A 13,472-nucleotide genomic window follows, 5' to 3' on the forward strand; every position below is an offset into this window, starting at 1 on the left:
TCGCGACTCATTCTGCCCTTGCCAACGACTCCTCCACCGTGAGGACGGACGGCCCGGCTGTTTGGGAATGCCTCCCGCGGGCCGTCCATTGGGAATTTCCGCGAAAATGGGCGGATCAGGTCTTGAGCAGTTCGCACGCTTGGGCGTGACCGGGAGCGGGGAAGCCGTATTCGCTGGCGGTGACCCGCGCCAGGGCGGCCAGATGTCGCCAGCGGAAGGCGGGGCGGGTGCTGGCGAATTCCTCGGCGACGGTGCGGTAGTACTTTTCGGCGTGCAGGGCGCCGTCTTCGCTGATCGCGTATTTGATCAGGAGGTCGAAGACAGGGCGGGCGGGTTGGCCGAGCGTGCCCAGCTGGTGGACCAAGGCGCAGGCCAGGGCCTGGTCATTGGCCTTGATTGCGGCCTCGACCTCGGGGAGCAGGGATTCGGAGTCGGTTCGGGAGCGGACTTTGGACTCGTGCTCGGCGAGCGGGTATGGCTGTGGATTCAGGCCGTTGGCCTGGCCGGCGGTGTGGTAGGCGCCCACGATCAGGCTGGCGGCCGAGTTGCGGCGGTTGCTGACGCGGGCGATGTTCCGCCAGGCGTTGGCCGAGTCGGAGGCGTGGACCCCCACCGAAGCGCCATGGACGCTGCCGACCGGCTTTTGCGAGGAATCCGCCTGGCGGCGACCGGGGTCGCGGAGCACAAGCTGGTTGGCCGCCAGTGAGATGGCCTCGCCGATGGCCTCGGGGGCCATCCCCTCGGCCAGGGCCGCCGCGACGGCGTCGGCCGCCTGGCTCCTTGAGGACCCGACGATCGTCTGGGCGAGGTGTTCGACCCAAGCGTCGTCCGCCTCCTTCCGTCCCGGTTCCCGTTCGACCAGGTGGTGCTGGTCGAGCAGTTTGGGCAGCAAGGCGCGGAGCTCGGCATTCCCGCCCCGTTTCTGGATCTCCCGCTCACCGTCCACGCAGAAGCGAACCGACTGACGGAGCAAGGTATGTGCCTGTTCCTTGCCGGTCAGGTCGAGCAGGGACCAGGCGCGCCAGGCGAGGACCACGCGGTGCACGTTGAAGTCGTCATGCACGAGATAGAGGAGGTCGTTGTAAGCCTCGTCGAGCGGCCCGCTCGCCAGCGCGGCGAAGGCACGCTCGGCCCCCACCATGTCCTGCTTGCGCATCAGGTCGCGAAGCGCTTCTCCGTCCGGGCGGCCTCCCGCTCCGATGATGGTTCCGTTCAGGGTGTTGTTGGCTTCCACCGGGTGCAAGGCTTCGTGGGCCCGGCCACCGCTCTCCTGAATGTGGTGGGTATTGCGGTAGAGCACTTTGAGGATGGGCATCGCCTGCTGCGACTGGGGCAACTCCCTGGACATCTGATAGGCCGGCGACAGGGCCATGATTGTGTGGTAGCCCTCGTAGTCTTGTCCACCGAAGGTGCGGGCGTTCGCCAGAGCGGCGGCCGCCACGAGCTGGCGAAGATCGGTGCCGTTCCGCATCCGCCGGACGACTTCCGGCAGCAAGCGGTCCACCGGGGTCTCCTGCATCAGCGCGACCAGCGGTTCGAGCGCTCCGAACGACAGGGTGCCGGCCACTTCATCGGCCATGGCGGCCGAGGCCAGGCCCAGGTCCTCCGCCAGCGCGGGGCCGATGCTGGCGAGCAGCATCCCGCGACCCACGTCCGCGAGAAAATCACGGCGACTGTGACGACTCATAATCATGACCTCCAGACTTGGTTTCAGTCGATCTGAGAGGTAGGCGACACGGTCCTGATTCTAGCCTCGGGGATCTTGGATGTGTTAAACGTTTCTTTTGCATCGTCGCGGTTTCCGGTTGCAGCCCCCGAAGTGACGGTCGTCCCGCGGGGGCTGCAACAGTAACCGATATTTTCAGACGTCGCAGAGTACCACCGCCTGCTCCAGACCGGCCAGCGGGTCGCGCACCGGGATGAACTCCTGGCCGACGTAACCCTGGTAGCCGACCTCCAGGAGGGCCTCCATGATCGGCTTGAAGGCGATCTCTTGCGCGTCGTCGAGCTCGCCACGACCGGGGTTGCCCGCGGTGTGGATGTGGCCGAGGTAATCCTTGTGCTCGCGGATCCGGCGGATGACGTCGCCGTCCATGATCTGCACGTGGTAGATGTCGAAAAGAAGCTTCAAGTTCGGTGAATCAACGCGTTTAATAATGTCGATGCAATAATCGGTATGGTTCCCCTGGTAGCCGGGGTGCCCCTTCATCGGGTGCGAGCGATCACGCGTGTTGAGCATCTCGAGGCAGAGCGTCACCTGCTTCTTCTCGGCGTAGCCGATGATCTCCTTGAACCCCTCGACGCAGTTGGCGGCCCCAACGTCGTTGGGGAGTCCCTCGGCCATTCCGGTGAACGTAATGACGTTCTTGAACCCGTGGGCGGCGCAGGCGTCGATCGAATCCTTGGTGGCCTTGAGCACCTGCTCACGGTACTTGGGGTTGTTGAACCCCTTCACGAACGGCGGCTCGGCCCCCATGTCGATCGAGGCGATGGCGCATTCGAGGCCGTGTTTTTTCAGCAAGGGGAAATGCTCGGGAGCGATCAGTTCGATACTGCCGCAGCCGAGCTGCTTGGCAATCCCGATCATCGCCTCGACGTTCCAATACTTCTCGAAGCACCAATGAACGATCGACTGCTTGATCCGTCCCTTGGTGATCCGTGCGCCGGCCTGCCCCGCCTTGGTCTCGGCACCGCTCGCACTCGCACTCGCGGCCGTGGCTCCACCGAGACTGGCGAGGCCGAGGAGGGCGGCCCCTTCCAGCAACTGCCGGCGGCTGGAACGATCGAGGTCGGCCTGGTTTTGATTCTCCGGATTCATGGCGATTTGGTTTCCCGATTAGGAAGGATCGAGGGAGAGTTTGCTGTCGGAATTAGACCAGCGGAGACCAGTTGCGCACGGCCGCGAGGATCTGCTCGACGACGGTCTCGTCATCGAGGTCATTCTCGGCAAGCGCGACCACGATGACCGCGCGGACCTTCCCCTTGAGGTCGTGAAGCGGGACGGCCACCGAGCGGGTCGCGTCGAAGGCATGGAGCCAGTAGCCCGACCCCGTATCGTCGGGCCCTTGTTGGTCGACGCGTGAGATGGCCGGTACACCGGTCAAGGCCGCCCGGACAATCCCGAGCTCGAGCTTGGAGGTCGGGATGGACCGCGTGGCCTCGGCGAAGCGTTGCGCCACTTCCTCGCGGAGCGCGGGGCTGGCGACGAACGAAATTTGCTCCAGCCAATTACCCGCCAGCCACCAGTATCCGGCCGCCCGCGCTCCCAGGTCGAGCCGGAGAGTGGCGACGTTTTGCCTGACCTCTTCATCGGGGAGGTGAGTCATGTCATCGCGATCCATCCCGGATCGACCCGGGTCAAAAATCAAATCACGGAATCCGGGCGGTCGACCGGGGCTGAAGTGAAGTAAAGTGGCTTAGTTAATTTTGATCATCTCGACGTCGAACTTGAGCGTGGAGTTGGGGGGAATCACCGCCCCTGCTCCGCTCGAGCCGTACCCTTCCTCGGGGGAATGGTCAACTGTCGCTGGCCGCCCACTTGCATTCCGGCCACGCCGACGTCCCAGCCCTTGATAACGCGTCCCTGGCCCAAGGTGAATGAGAAGGGCTGGTTGCGGTCGCGCGAGCTGTCGAACTTGGTGCCGTCGGTCAGCGTGCCCGTGTAGTGGACGGTGACGGAATCGCCCGCCTTCGCTTCCGGTCCGGTGCCGACTTTCACGTCATTGATCTCTGTCTTGAAGTTGGCCATGGGGATGCCTTTCCATTGGATTTTGGAGAGAAGCGAATTGCACTGTCGAGCCGAGATTCCTCCGAAATGCCGGCCCGGGCTTATGTTAACCCCCGCGACCGATCTCGACAACCCGCCCAACGCCTGCGCCGCCGGATCGCGAGCGACTCCGTTGATTTATCGTAAATCAGAACGTTGTCGGATCTGATGATTCTAGGAAATGCGGTGTTGTTGATTGTATCGCTGTCTTGTCGGGTGAGCATGGCTCACCCTGGCGATGAGGACTGAGAATGGGGGAGTGACGTGGAGCGGATGCCCCGCCGCTCGGCTCGGATCTTCAATCCACCCGTCCTGGGAACTCAAAACGGCGTCTCGACTTGGCCGTCGCTTGCGATTGCGGCGGCCCTTGGTCCAAGCTACTCTTGAGGCTTTGAGAACCGCGCGGCTTCGGCGCTTTGCCTTGGGCGCGAGCGATTCCTGATCTCTTCTTGACCTTCGACCAGAGAGCCAGCCATGACGAAATCGGTGAAAGTGACCGTGACCGAACGCGACGGCCGCCAGTACGCCTCGACGGGGTCGGCCTGGGAGCCGGTGATCGGTTACTCCCGCGCGGTCCGGGTCGGCAGCACGATCCACGTCACCGGGACGGTGGGGGTCGAGGCGGACGGGACGTTCGCTCCGACCATGAAGGGGCAGGCGAAGCGAGCGTTTGAGATCATCCTCGCCGCGATCGAGGCCCTCGGGGGCAGTGTCGGCGACGTGGTCCGGACTCGGATCTACGTCACGGACATCTCCAAGTGGGAAGAGGTTGGTCAGGCGCATGGCGAGCTCTTCGCCCACATCCGCCCGGCCACAACGATGGTCCAAGTCGCTCGTCTGATCGACGACGCGGCGCTCGTCGAGATCGAAGCCGATGCGCATCTCAGCCCCGAGGAGTCGCCCCTACTCTAACCGGAACGCGAGCGATCGTTATTCCGTTCCAGGGGGCCGGAGTTCCACCGGGACCTTCCGGCCCGCCAGGTAATAGACGTACGCCGAGACCGCGCGAAGTTCGGGGTCGTCGAGGACTCCGCCCCAGGCGGGCATCGCGGTCCCCTTGGCTCCTTGCGCGATGACTTGCATGACCTGGTCGGGGCGATCGCCGTGCTTCCAGGTTGCGTCGGACAGGTCACCGACCGGCGGCCCGACCAGGCTCAACGCGGTCGGGCCGTTGCCGCGCCCCGTCTCGCCGTGGCAGCCGACGCAGCGAGCCAGGTAGATCGTTCGCCCCTGGACCAAAAGCGGGTCGCCGGCAATGGCTTTCGGGGGTGGACCCGCCGGTTTCTTGAGCAGGTTGTAGGTCAAGGCCGCGCCCCCGAGCAGGGCGAGCAACGCGAAGAAGATCCGTCGCGAGGCGTCGCGGTCGATCCCCGGGGGGGGCTGGGGTTCCGTGGTCTCGTCGGTGGACAAAAGGGAAGCCCTTCAGAGTCGAAAGCCAGGTCTTGAGCGGCTCCGCCGTCAGAGCGGTTCGGACGAGGCGGGATCCGCGGCTCGAGCCGTTGGGCTTGGCCGCCACTCATTCATACGCGGTTTTTGGCGGTTCGGCCAGGTCGACGTCGGGAAAGAGTCGGCGGAATTCGGCGTCGGCGGCGGATTCACAGGCCTGCGAGAGGTCGTTGATGTCCTGGCCAGCCTGTTCTTCGACCAGGACGTCGATCCAGATTATGTGGTCGGTTTTCAGTGCGAGGACGATCTCCGAGCCGGTCCAAAGGTGATCGGGATCGACCCGTCTGAGTGTCGAGCCGCTCGGCCTCCAAAGGCGGGTCATTCCGACCCTATGGTAGGCGAATCCGAACTGGAAGCGTTCGGGAAAGGCCATAATCGGCTCCGGATTCGCGGAGTTCGTTTTCAGAGCAAACCGCCGTGGCGCGAGTCCATGCCATTTAAGACAAAGAGGGCCTCTCCCTCTTTCACTGTCTCCTTGAGTACGATCGCCGTGGGGCTTGTCTCACCGCCTCTCTCCTATGAATACTCGGAGGAAGGCCATCGCGCTGCGACATTGTTGCAATGCGATCTTCCGCGAATCCCAGGCCCGGAAAATTGGACCTCATTGTGCCGATTCTCAATATCGAGGGGTGGGAATCGACAATATCCTCATCGTCGGTCCATGGGGTGGGGCGTGTCTCCCCGGTAAAAACACTGATTTCGTGGTGGTCCGCGCCCAACCTCCAAGCGAATTCGGATCCATGGGTTCCCGTCGCGCCGAGCGGACACGGCCCACCATTGTTGTCTCTTTGATTGAGGATACATCTTGATTGTTATGACGGACAAGTTCGCTTTGATGGAGATCGCGACGATGAGGTTGGTTCGCTCAGTCGTGTTACTGACCTTGATGATCACCGCGGTGAGTGCGCGGGAGGTCCGAGCCGAGTTTGCGCTTCGTGATGGGGACACCGTCGTTTTCCTGGGTGACAGCATCACCGCGGCACGTACCTATGGCAAGATCGTCGAGCGTTATACCTTGCTCCGATTCCCCGGACGCAAGGTGCGGTTTCGCAATGCGGGCTGGGGAGGCGACACCGCCGTGGGGGGCCTCGCCCGGCTCGACCGCGACGTCTTTGCCCATCAGGCGACGGTGCTGATCGTCGCCTATGGTATCAACGACATCGGCTGGGGAGCACGGGCTGATGAAGCGCACAAGACCGCCTACCTCAACGCCGTTCGAGGGATTGTCGAACGCTGCAAGGCCAAGAATGTCCGCGTTTTCATCGGCTCGGCCGCGGTCACGGCGGCCGACCCCGATCAGAGCGAGACCGACTTCCTCCAACGCATGTGCGACGAAGGCATGGCCATCTCCCGTTCCCTCGGCGAGGGCGCCATCGATCTCCAGCGCACGATGCGCTCGATCCAGAAGCAGGTGAAGGTCGCCAACGCTCACGCCAAGGACGAAAAAGAGAAGCAGACGCTCCATGCCGCCGACGGCATCCACCTGAACGACCTCGGTCAACTTGCCATGGCCTATGCCATCATCAAAGGGCTGGGAGCGCCGGCCGACGTCTCCTCCGTGGTCATTGATGCGCGCACACCGGCCCTGGTCCACGCCCACGACTGCAAGGTGTCGAACCTCAAAGGAGACGCCACTCGCCTGGAGTTCGACCGCCTCGACGAGGGGTTGCCCATCAATTTCGGTGTGTTCGGCGCCTTGCAGTTTCGGTTCATCCCGATCCCCGAGGAGTTGAATCGCTACTTGCTGAGCGTGCGTGATCTGCCCACCGGCCGGTACGCGGTCGAAGCCGATGGGCGAGGGATCGGGATCTATACGAATGAACAGTTGGGCCAAGGTGTGAACATCGCTTCAGCGACGTCCGACGCCTGGGAGCCGGGCGGCCCCTGGGATGCGCAGGCGGCCTTGCTCTTGCAGGTCAATGATGCGCGTGACCAGGTTGCCCAGGCCCGTCGCCTGACCGGACGCTACCTGGCCGACAGTCCTAACCGGGGGGAAATCGAAGGGCGAGCCGACGCGATCAACGCAGAGCTCGAGGAACTGCAACGCCGGATCGCTCGACCCACCGCTTACCACTTCGTCGTGCGCCCCGCCGTCGCGCCCGACCAGGCCAAATGAGGCGTTGAGAAGGACGTGTCGGCATCCCTGGATTGCGCATCGACGATTCACCAATCGTAGTACGCCTTGCGACTGGACGGATCTCGTCTTTATCGTCCCGGAAGTTCGCGTTCGATCGCCTCCATGAACTTAGAGAATTCGGCCTCGGAGTATCCAACGGATTGATAGCGGATGCGTCCGTCGACGCCGATCAGGTAATTGCAGGGAAATGCAGGCACTGCGAATCTAACGGCCACCTGATGCTCGGGATCGGCCGCGATCGGGAACGACAGGTGATTCTTTGCCCGGAACTCGTCCAAGTCCGATTCCTTTTCGCCCGTCCCGATCGCGATTATGGACAGTCCACGATCCTTGTAACTCTTCCAGACCTCCGGCTCCAGCCTTGCAAACTCGCGAACGCAGGGCCCACACCGAATCGCAAAGAAGTTGACCAGAATCGGCCCGCGACGCGGTGTCGCCGAGTCGAATAGGTCTCCCGCAAGGGTCTTCACCCGGAACGCCGGCGCCGCCTGCCCCGTTCGTGTCTTGGTTAACTCCGGAACGTGGTGCCCCTTGTCACGCCGCCACATTGTAAGGCTTCCCACACAAGTGGCGATGTAGCCAACCGCGAGAGTAGCCAGGACGACCTTCCGCCTTCCACAGGTGACATGGCCGGACCGAGGATCTTTACGCATGAACGGCCCCTTCCTGCGGCGTGAGGCGATCACGGAGAGGACCAGCCCCATAAGGAAGCCGAGGAGGGAGCCATAAAAATAACCCATGAGCAAAGCTTGAGGGATCGGTGCGATGCGCCAGCCAAGCGCGAGGCCACCGAGAACCCCCATCACGACCCCTACGGAAGTTCCGAGCACGGCATCAATCAGTGACCGCCCCAGGAACCTCGGAGCACTATGCCGTCTCGATCCTGAAATGCCGAGGATGGCGAATGCGATCGCGCCGATGAGGATGCCGAGTGCAGCCTGCACCCCCGGGAGTCCGGAGGTTGCTGCTGTCATTGTATGCTTTCCCGTGAATGGGAAGAGTCGCCTATCAACAGTCATGAAGACCGGGAAGACGATCAGGGCCTCCAAGAAACCGGCGAGTGCCAGGGCGATACTCCCGACGAGGCCGAAACCGATGATTCGGCCGGCACTCCGCCAAACGGACGCGGTCGGTTTACCCAGTGCCGAAGTTGACACGAGAATCCCTCCCGTATGATGACGGGTTCCGAACATCGGTCCTGCATGTCACGCGATTGCGACAGGCTCTTCGGCCGATACCCATGAATATTATCGTGAACGCGCAGTTCTATTGGCAACGGACCGATGAGAAGGCCGTCTCCGTCGGCTCCCGGAGCGAGGCAATCGGCCGCCTCAGCAGACCCGAGCGCCCCCCCCGGGAGGGGAACCGGCCGGAATTTACGCGTCACCATCTCCTCGTCGTGGCGGAATGGAGCGAACTGACCAGGGGGCAGATCGCCTGGCAGCCGCTCTCGCCGGCCGTCGTGCCGAAGCTCAAGGGCTACCGCGCGACGCTCGATCGGTTGACTTGCGACGACACGCGCCCCGCCGAATGGCGCGGCCTCGTTGCCAAAGAGCCACCCGTGACCGATTATTGATGGGTGATTTTTGGTAGGCCAAAATAAGCCTGGAAGTGTGGGGGTACTGTGTTCTGGGTGCCACGGGTTCGGTACTCAGAACCCGTGCTCTACAGTCCAAGACTTTCCCACTCGGCAGTCGATTGTCATAAGCATCGAGTGCTTGTTTGATTCGCCGACTTGTTTTGTTCGCCCACTTGAACTAGGGTGGTCTAAGCCCGGGACTCATTGTTTTCCGGCCGTGAAGAGAACGATCTCATGTCCGGGTTCAGAATTGTGGTCCTCTGTATCGCATCGGCCGTCGCGTACGGCATTGTGCATGACCAGATCACGGCGCGGGTCTGCATCGAATATTTCACAATCGGCCACCCACCGGTCTTCTTGACAGCGTCGCCCACTTTGCTCGCGCTGGGCTGGGGAATCATCGCGACCTGGTGGTGCGGCCTGATCTTGGGCGTTCCACTCGCCCTGATCGCGCGGCTCGGCTCGCGTCCCAAGCTGACGGCGGCTGATCTCCGGAAACCGATCGCGATCCAACTCGTTTGCATGGGCATGGTGGCGGCGATCGCGGGTTGTAGCGGCTACGTCGCGGCTCGCGCTGGTTGGGTTGAGTTGATGGAACCGCTGGCCTCCGAGATCCCTGAGCCGGCGCGTGTCCCCTTCCTGGCCGACCTCTGGAGTCACCTGGCCTCCTACGGGTCCGGGTTCCTCGGTGGGCTCCTCATCTGGGGCTGGGCGTGGCGTGAGCGGAGCCGACGTCGCTCTGTAATTACAAGTCAACACGTATTGAAATCTATACGTGATGTGGACCAAATCCAATGAGCTGGGGTCTCGGGCCGGAGAGCATCGGGATGAACGACTTCCTGGACTGGGCGCGTGACCTCTCGCCGGTTGTGGCCGCAGCCTGGCTGTTCGGGGCGAACCTGGTTTCGTTTGCCGTCGCCATGGCGTTAGGGCACCTGGCCACGCACTCCCTATCCCGCCACCGCGTCTCGCTTCCGCCCGACCCGCTGGAGACGAGGGAGCTCCTCTACACGGCGGTCGGGTTCGTGGTCAACTGGCTGATCACCATCGCCGCCTGGTTCCTCTGGCGACATGGTTTCGTCGTCATTCGCCGGGACACCGGCTGGCGTGCCTGGCTCGACGTGCCGATCCTGGTCCTGGTCATGGATCTGGCGATGTACATGCTCCATCGGATCGTCCATCTCCCCTGGCTGTTTCCGATCCACCGGCTGCACCATCACTATGACCGCCCTCGCCCGCTGAGCCTTTTCGTGCTCAACCCGCTGGAGACGCTCGGCTTCGGCCTGCTCTGGCTGGTCGTGATCCTGCTCTATCCGAGTTCCTGGCTTGGCCTCTCGACCTACCTGGGCATCAACCTCGGCGCCGGAATGATGGGCCACCTGGGTGTTGAGCCGTTTCCTGGCTGGTGGTCGCGCGTGCCGGTCTTGCGCCAGCTCGGGACGAGCACCTTCCACGCCCAGCACCACCAGGACGTCCACCACAACTTCGGGTTCTACACCCTGATCTGGGACCGCCTTTTCGGAACCCTCCTCCCGACCTACGACGCCCAATTCGGCCACCCCTTGGCGGTTCCGCCCGCCGACGCTTCTCACTCGGTCTGATCCGGTCGGGTGGGCCGTGGCGCGGCGTTCTTCACGTTCGATCCATATGAGGGAGATAAGCGCCACACGACTCGCGGACGACCAGGCGAGACGTGAGCGTGAGCCCTCGCGGCGGCAGTGTCGGATCGGCGATCCGCTCCAGCATCGCACGCAAGGCGACGATGGCGAGCTCGCGGCAGGGTTGGTGCATTGTCGTCAGGGGGACGGAGAGCAACGAGGCGAACCGGACGTCATCGAAGCCGACCACCCGCACGTCGCCGGGCACGCGGACCCCTGCCTTGGCGAACGAGCGGATCATGACCGCCGCAACGTCGTCGTTGGCACAGAGTAAGGCGTCGACCCGCCCCGTTGCCAGAATGGCCCGGGCGAAATGGGGGTCGTCGGGGTCGCCGACCTGGACGAACCCCGGCGCGATCGGTAATCCGCGGTCGAGGATCGCCTCGCGGGCTCCCGCAATTCGGGCGTTCACCGTCGGGGCCGAGTGGGGGCGCAGGGCGAAGGCCAGGTCGCGGCAGCCGAGCTTCAGCAGGTGGTCGGCCAGCCGGTAGCCGCCGGCGAAGTTGTCGACCCCGACCAGGTCGAACTCGCTCCGCGCGGGGAAGGTACCGAGGTCGCGGTCGAGCAGTACGACGGCGAGGCCCGCCCGTCGCAGCTTTTCGGCCAGGCTGCGGTTGACCTCCTCACGACGGGCCGTGTGCTCGAACGGCGCGAAGAAGACGCCGGCCACCTGGCTCCGGATAAACTGTTCGCAAAGCTCCTCCGCATCCGTCTCGCTGACGTCCCCCTGCGGCTTGGGGTGGCCGCCGCCCCAGATCAGGCCATAGCCGTGGACCCGCGCCAACCCGGCCAACTCCCCGCAGATCGCCTCGAAGACCTCCGTCGTTCCCAGCCCCGGGATTAACAGGCCGAGCTGTCGTGACGCCGTTACGGTCGAGGGGACGCTCCTCACAAAGCTCCCTGAGCCCACCCGCCGTTCGATCAAGTCCTGGTCCTGGAGCTCCCGCAAGGCGCGGGCAACCGTCGGCCGAGAGACCCCGAACCGGGTCACGAGCTGCGTTTCGCTGGGTAGGCGATTGGACGGTTCGTACTTCCCCGCGACGATTTCCGCGAGCAATTCGCGCGAGATCCGCTGATGCTTCGGTTCGGATGACATCGGTTCATCCCTCGCAATTGGCCTGATTGTCATGACAGATATTTGGCAGGTTGCCGTGAAATGACAATACCAATTCCAGGCGGTCCGTCTATACTTGCGAGTGAACGACGCCATGAAATCGTACCGAACACTCGCAAGTATCAGAGAGAAAGAGAATATCGCGATGAGCAAGAGTGATATTGGGACCGGACAAGTCGTCCGAGAGCGAAGCCGCAAGCTGGCCCGGTCTCATGGCACGGCCCCATTACGATCCAATAACGCGTGTTTGACTTTGGTGGGTGTCACCTACCGCGACCTCGACGCCTCGCTCGACGCGGTGGAGGACGGGAAACGCTCGGGGGATGTGGGGATCGAGTTCGGCGGGTTTGCGATGAATGCGGCTCGCGCCGCGGTTCAATCGCTGCCCGACGGGTCAGTCCGTCTTGTGACTCTCGTCCCCTGGGCCGAGTACCCTGCCGTCAGCCGAGCCATGCCCGCCGGGGCGGTCCTCGACCCGATCCTCCTGGATGACGCGCCCTCGGGCCGGCTGCCGGATAGCCTGGTCCTGAGCGACCCGTCGCGCGACTTGCGAGCGATCCTCAAGGGGCGTCACGACCTGCATTCGCTCCTGAGTCTGGAACGGATCACGGAAGGAGCGCTTGGCGCCGCGATCATTGCGGTCGGTCGCGTTCCGGCGGCGTTCGCTCGCGCGTTGCTGGAGCAATGCCAGCGCCGTGATTCGCGGTTCGCCTGGTGTGGCGGTGCAGCGCTGCCGGCCGAACTCGAGTCGGAATGCCCGATCCTCCTGGTGGATCGCGACGAAGCCATCGAAATGCTTGAATGGGATCATCCTGAGGCTGGGACGAGAGAACTGGCCGTGGCCCTGGCTCGCCGCGCCCGGGTATCCGGGGCCATCCGCGTGGTCACGGGTGGGGGAACCCGGCCGACGGCCGTGGTCCGCGACGCCGGCGGCTCCTATGAGTGCCTGGAGGCCGATCCCGTGACGATCGCCGACCCGCGGCATCCCAAGGGTGCGGGGGACAGCTTCGCGGCCCGCTTCCTGGCCGTGGCGTTTGCCGATCGGTCGGGATCGAGCCGCCGTCAGCCCGCGTTGGGGGAAGCGCTCCAGCACGCGCGGTTCGCCGCGGCCGAGTTTGTCGCCAGCGGGTTTCATCGCCCTGCCGAGGCGATCGAAGCGGCCATCGCCGCCCGCCCGGAATACGGCGAGGAAGGCGTTTACGCCCTCCGCCGTCGGACCGTCTCGAAAAGGCCCTCCCGGTTTTCGAATGCCATTGCGCGGCACTGGCCGCCGGTGCCTTGACTGAGCCGAGCGAAATGCCGAGCCGTCACGAGCGGGAGTCGCCTTTCTCCCGTTCGTACGCGCCCAGGATCGACTTCAGGAGCCCTGGGAATCGCCCTTCAACCTCAGCCAGGCGGAGTCGGCTGGAGAGCTCGACCCCTTTGCGCTCGCACTGGATCAGGCCGGCCTCGCGGAGGATCTGATAGTGCTGCGAACAGGTCGACTTGGCCAGCACCTTGCCCACCCGGCTGATCGTTTCCACACAGCTCTGACCCGACTCGGCCCCCATCAATTCGCAAACGATGCCGAGGCGCACCGGGTCCGAGAGCGCGTGGAGAATGTCGGCGACGCTCACCTGCCCGATCTCGGGATGGCGGAGTGGTCTGCCTGCCATGTTGACAACCCTCTTGATCTGCTCTGACCTGAGCTGGCCAACGCTCTCGATACACCCGCGCTGGGCCACCGCTGTGCGTTAGTTCCCTTGTTCGGGATTTGTGAACTACCTATAGTG

General features: G+C 63.7%; 14 protein-coding genes and 1 pseudogene. 6 read left to right on the plus strand and 9 right to left on the minus strand.

Going from position 1 to position 13,472, the window contains the following annotated elements:
* Window positions 1-115 precede the first annotated feature (115 nt).
* From BUS42_RS26980 to BUS42_RS46705, 4 genes and pseudogenes are all read right to left on the minus strand, one after another.
* Window positions 116-1,687: a hypothetical protein gene (locus BUS42_RS26980; protein WP_254053818.1), complete on the minus strand. Its 1,572-nt coding sequence runs from the start codon at window positions 1,685-1,687 to the stop codon at window positions 116-118.
* 174 nt (window positions 1,688-1,861) lie between these two features.
* Window positions 1,862-2,818, minus strand: coding sequence for a hydroxypyruvate isomerase family protein (locus BUS42_RS26985; RefSeq protein WP_074312199.1), 957 nt, complete (start codon window positions 2,816-2,818; stop codon window positions 1,862-1,864).
* A gap of 52 nt (window positions 2,819-2,870) precedes the next feature.
* Entirely contained in the window at window positions 2,871-3,326 is a 456-nt protein-coding gene (locus BUS42_RS26990) for a hypothetical protein (protein WP_074315371.1), read from the minus strand.
* 90 nt (window positions 3,327-3,416) lie between these two features.
* Window positions 3,417-3,748 (minus strand): annotated as a pseudogene (locus tag BUS42_RS46705) (FKBP-type peptidyl-prolyl cis-trans isomerase).
* 492 nt (window positions 3,749-4,240) lie between these two features.
* Between BUS42_RS46705 and BUS42_RS27000 the strand changes: the two are divergent.
* Window positions 4,241-4,678, plus strand: a complete 438-nt coding sequence (locus BUS42_RS27000) for a RidA family protein (RefSeq protein WP_074312201.1) — start codon at window positions 4,241-4,243, stop codon at window positions 4,676-4,678.
* An 18-nt stretch (window positions 4,679-4,696) separates the two neighbouring features.
* Here the strand turns inward: BUS42_RS27000 and BUS42_RS27005 are convergent, their stop codons facing one another.
* Together BUS42_RS27005 and BUS42_RS27010 are read right to left on the minus strand one after the other, a co-directional pair.
* The gene (locus tag BUS42_RS27005) at window positions 4,697-5,176 is read right to left on the minus strand and encodes a c-type cytochrome (RefSeq protein ID WP_074312203.1); all 480 of its coding nucleotides are present in this window, start codon (window positions 5,174-5,176) and stop codon (window positions 4,697-4,699) included.
* A gap of 106 nt (window positions 5,177-5,282) precedes the next feature.
* A complete protein-coding gene (locus BUS42_RS27010; protein ID WP_074312205.1) occupies window positions 5,283-5,585 on the minus strand; it encodes a hypothetical protein in 303 nt (100 codons plus the stop codon).
* A 477-nt stretch (window positions 5,586-6,062) separates the two neighbouring features.
* Between BUS42_RS27010 and BUS42_RS27015 the strand changes: the two genes are divergently transcribed.
* A complete protein-coding gene (locus BUS42_RS27015) occupies window positions 6,063-7,328 on the plus strand; it encodes an SGNH/GDSL hydrolase family protein (protein WP_159452304.1) in 1,266 nt (421 codons plus the stop codon).
* Between the two features lie 89 nt (window positions 7,329-7,417).
* Here BUS42_RS27015 and BUS42_RS27020 read toward each other — a convergent pair whose 3' ends face one another.
* The gene (locus BUS42_RS27020) at window positions 7,418-8,506 is read right to left on the minus strand and encodes a peroxiredoxin family protein (RefSeq protein WP_074312209.1); all 1,089 of its coding nucleotides are present in this window, start codon (window positions 8,504-8,506) and stop codon (window positions 7,418-7,420) included.
* A gap of 83 nt (window positions 8,507-8,589) precedes the next feature.
* On the opposite strand from BUS42_RS27020, the gene BUS42_RS27025 reads away from it, so the two are divergent.
* From BUS42_RS27025 to BUS42_RS27035, 3 genes are all read left to right on the plus strand, one after another.
* Window positions 8,590-8,925 (plus strand): hypothetical protein, encoded by a 336-nt coding sequence (locus tag BUS42_RS27025; RefSeq protein WP_074312211.1) that lies wholly within the window; start codon window positions 8,590-8,592, stop codon window positions 8,923-8,925.
* A gap of 237 nt (window positions 8,926-9,162) precedes the next feature.
* Complete coding sequence (locus tag BUS42_RS27030) at window positions 9,163-9,726, plus strand: hypothetical protein (RefSeq protein ID WP_074312213.1); 564 nt, start codon at window positions 9,163-9,165, stop codon at window positions 9,724-9,726.
* A gap of 29 nt (window positions 9,727-9,755) precedes the next feature.
* The gene (locus tag BUS42_RS27035; protein ID WP_074315373.1) at window positions 9,756-10,529 is read left to right on the plus strand and encodes a sterol desaturase family protein; all 774 of its coding nucleotides are present in this window, start codon (window positions 9,756-9,758) and stop codon (window positions 10,527-10,529) included.
* Between the two features lie 31 nt (window positions 10,530-10,560).
* Here the strand turns inward: BUS42_RS27035 and BUS42_RS27040 are convergent, their stop codons facing one another.
* The gene (locus BUS42_RS27040) at window positions 10,561-11,682 is read right to left on the minus strand and encodes a GntR family transcriptional regulator (RefSeq protein WP_074312215.1); all 1,122 of its coding nucleotides are present in this window, start codon (window positions 11,680-11,682) and stop codon (window positions 10,561-10,563) included.
* Between the two features lie 163 nt (window positions 11,683-11,845).
* Here BUS42_RS27040 and BUS42_RS27045 point away from each other — a divergent pair, with 163 nt between their 5' ends.
* Window positions 11,846-12,982, plus strand: a complete 1,137-nt coding sequence (locus BUS42_RS27045) for a carbohydrate kinase family protein (protein ID WP_143206526.1) — start codon at window positions 11,846-11,848, stop codon at window positions 12,980-12,982.
* A gap of 25 nt (window positions 12,983-13,007) precedes the next feature.
* Here the strand turns inward: BUS42_RS27045 and BUS42_RS27050 are convergent, their stop codons facing one another.
* Window positions 13,008-13,355, minus strand: coding sequence for an ArsR/SmtB family transcription factor (locus tag BUS42_RS27050; RefSeq protein WP_074312219.1), 348 nt, complete (start codon window positions 13,353-13,355; stop codon window positions 13,008-13,010).
* Window positions 13,356-13,472 lie beyond the last annotated feature (117 nt).

This window comes from Singulisphaera sp. GP187, assembly GCF_900129635.1.
In the GTDB taxonomy this organism is placed as follows: Bacteria; Planctomycetota; Planctomycetia; order Isosphaerales; family Isosphaeraceae; genus Singulisphaera.

Excerpts from the sequence above, each read along its gene's own strand:
- BUS42_RS26980 (WP_254053818.1), bottom strand. The coding sequence starts at position 1,687 with ATGAGTCGTCACAGTCGCCGTGATTTTCTCGCGGACGTGGGTCGCGGG.
- BUS42_RS26985 (WP_074312199.1), bottom strand. The coding sequence starts at position 2,818 with ATGAATCCGGAGAATCAAAACCAGGCCGACCTCGATCGTTCCAGCCGC.
- BUS42_RS26990 (WP_074315371.1), bottom strand. The coding sequence starts at position 3,326 with ATGACTCACCTCCCCGATGAAGAGGTCAGGCAAAACGTCGCCACTCTC.
- BUS42_RS27000 (WP_074312201.1), top strand. The coding sequence starts at position 4,241 with ATGACGAAATCGGTGAAAGTGACCGTGACCGAACGCGACGGCCGCCAG.
- BUS42_RS27010 (WP_074312205.1), bottom strand. The coding sequence starts at position 5,585 with ATGGCCTTTCCCGAACGCTTCCAGTTCGGATTCGCCTACCATAGGGTC.
- BUS42_RS27015 (WP_159452304.1), top strand. The coding sequence starts at position 6,063 with ATGAGGTTGGTTCGCTCAGTCGTGTTACTGACCTTGATGATCACCGCG.
- BUS42_RS27025 (WP_074312211.1), top strand. The coding sequence starts at position 8,590 with ATGAATATTATCGTGAACGCGCAGTTCTATTGGCAACGGACCGATGAG.
- BUS42_RS27030 (WP_074312213.1), top strand. The coding sequence starts at position 9,163 with ATGTCCGGGTTCAGAATTGTGGTCCTCTGTATCGCATCGGCCGTCGCG.
- BUS42_RS27035 (WP_074315373.1), top strand. The coding sequence starts at position 9,756 with ATGAACGACTTCCTGGACTGGGCGCGTGACCTCTCGCCGGTTGTGGCC.
- BUS42_RS27040 (WP_074312215.1), bottom strand. The coding sequence starts at position 11,682 with ATGTCATCCGAACCGAAGCATCAGCGGATCTCGCGCGAATTGCTCGCG.
- BUS42_RS27045 (WP_143206526.1), top strand. The coding sequence starts at position 11,846 with ATGAGCAAGAGTGATATTGGGACCGGACAAGTCGTCCGAGAGCGAAGC.
- BUS42_RS27050 (WP_074312219.1), bottom strand. The coding sequence starts at position 13,355 with ATGGCAGGCAGACCACTCCGCCATCCCGAGATCGGGCAGGTGAGCGTC.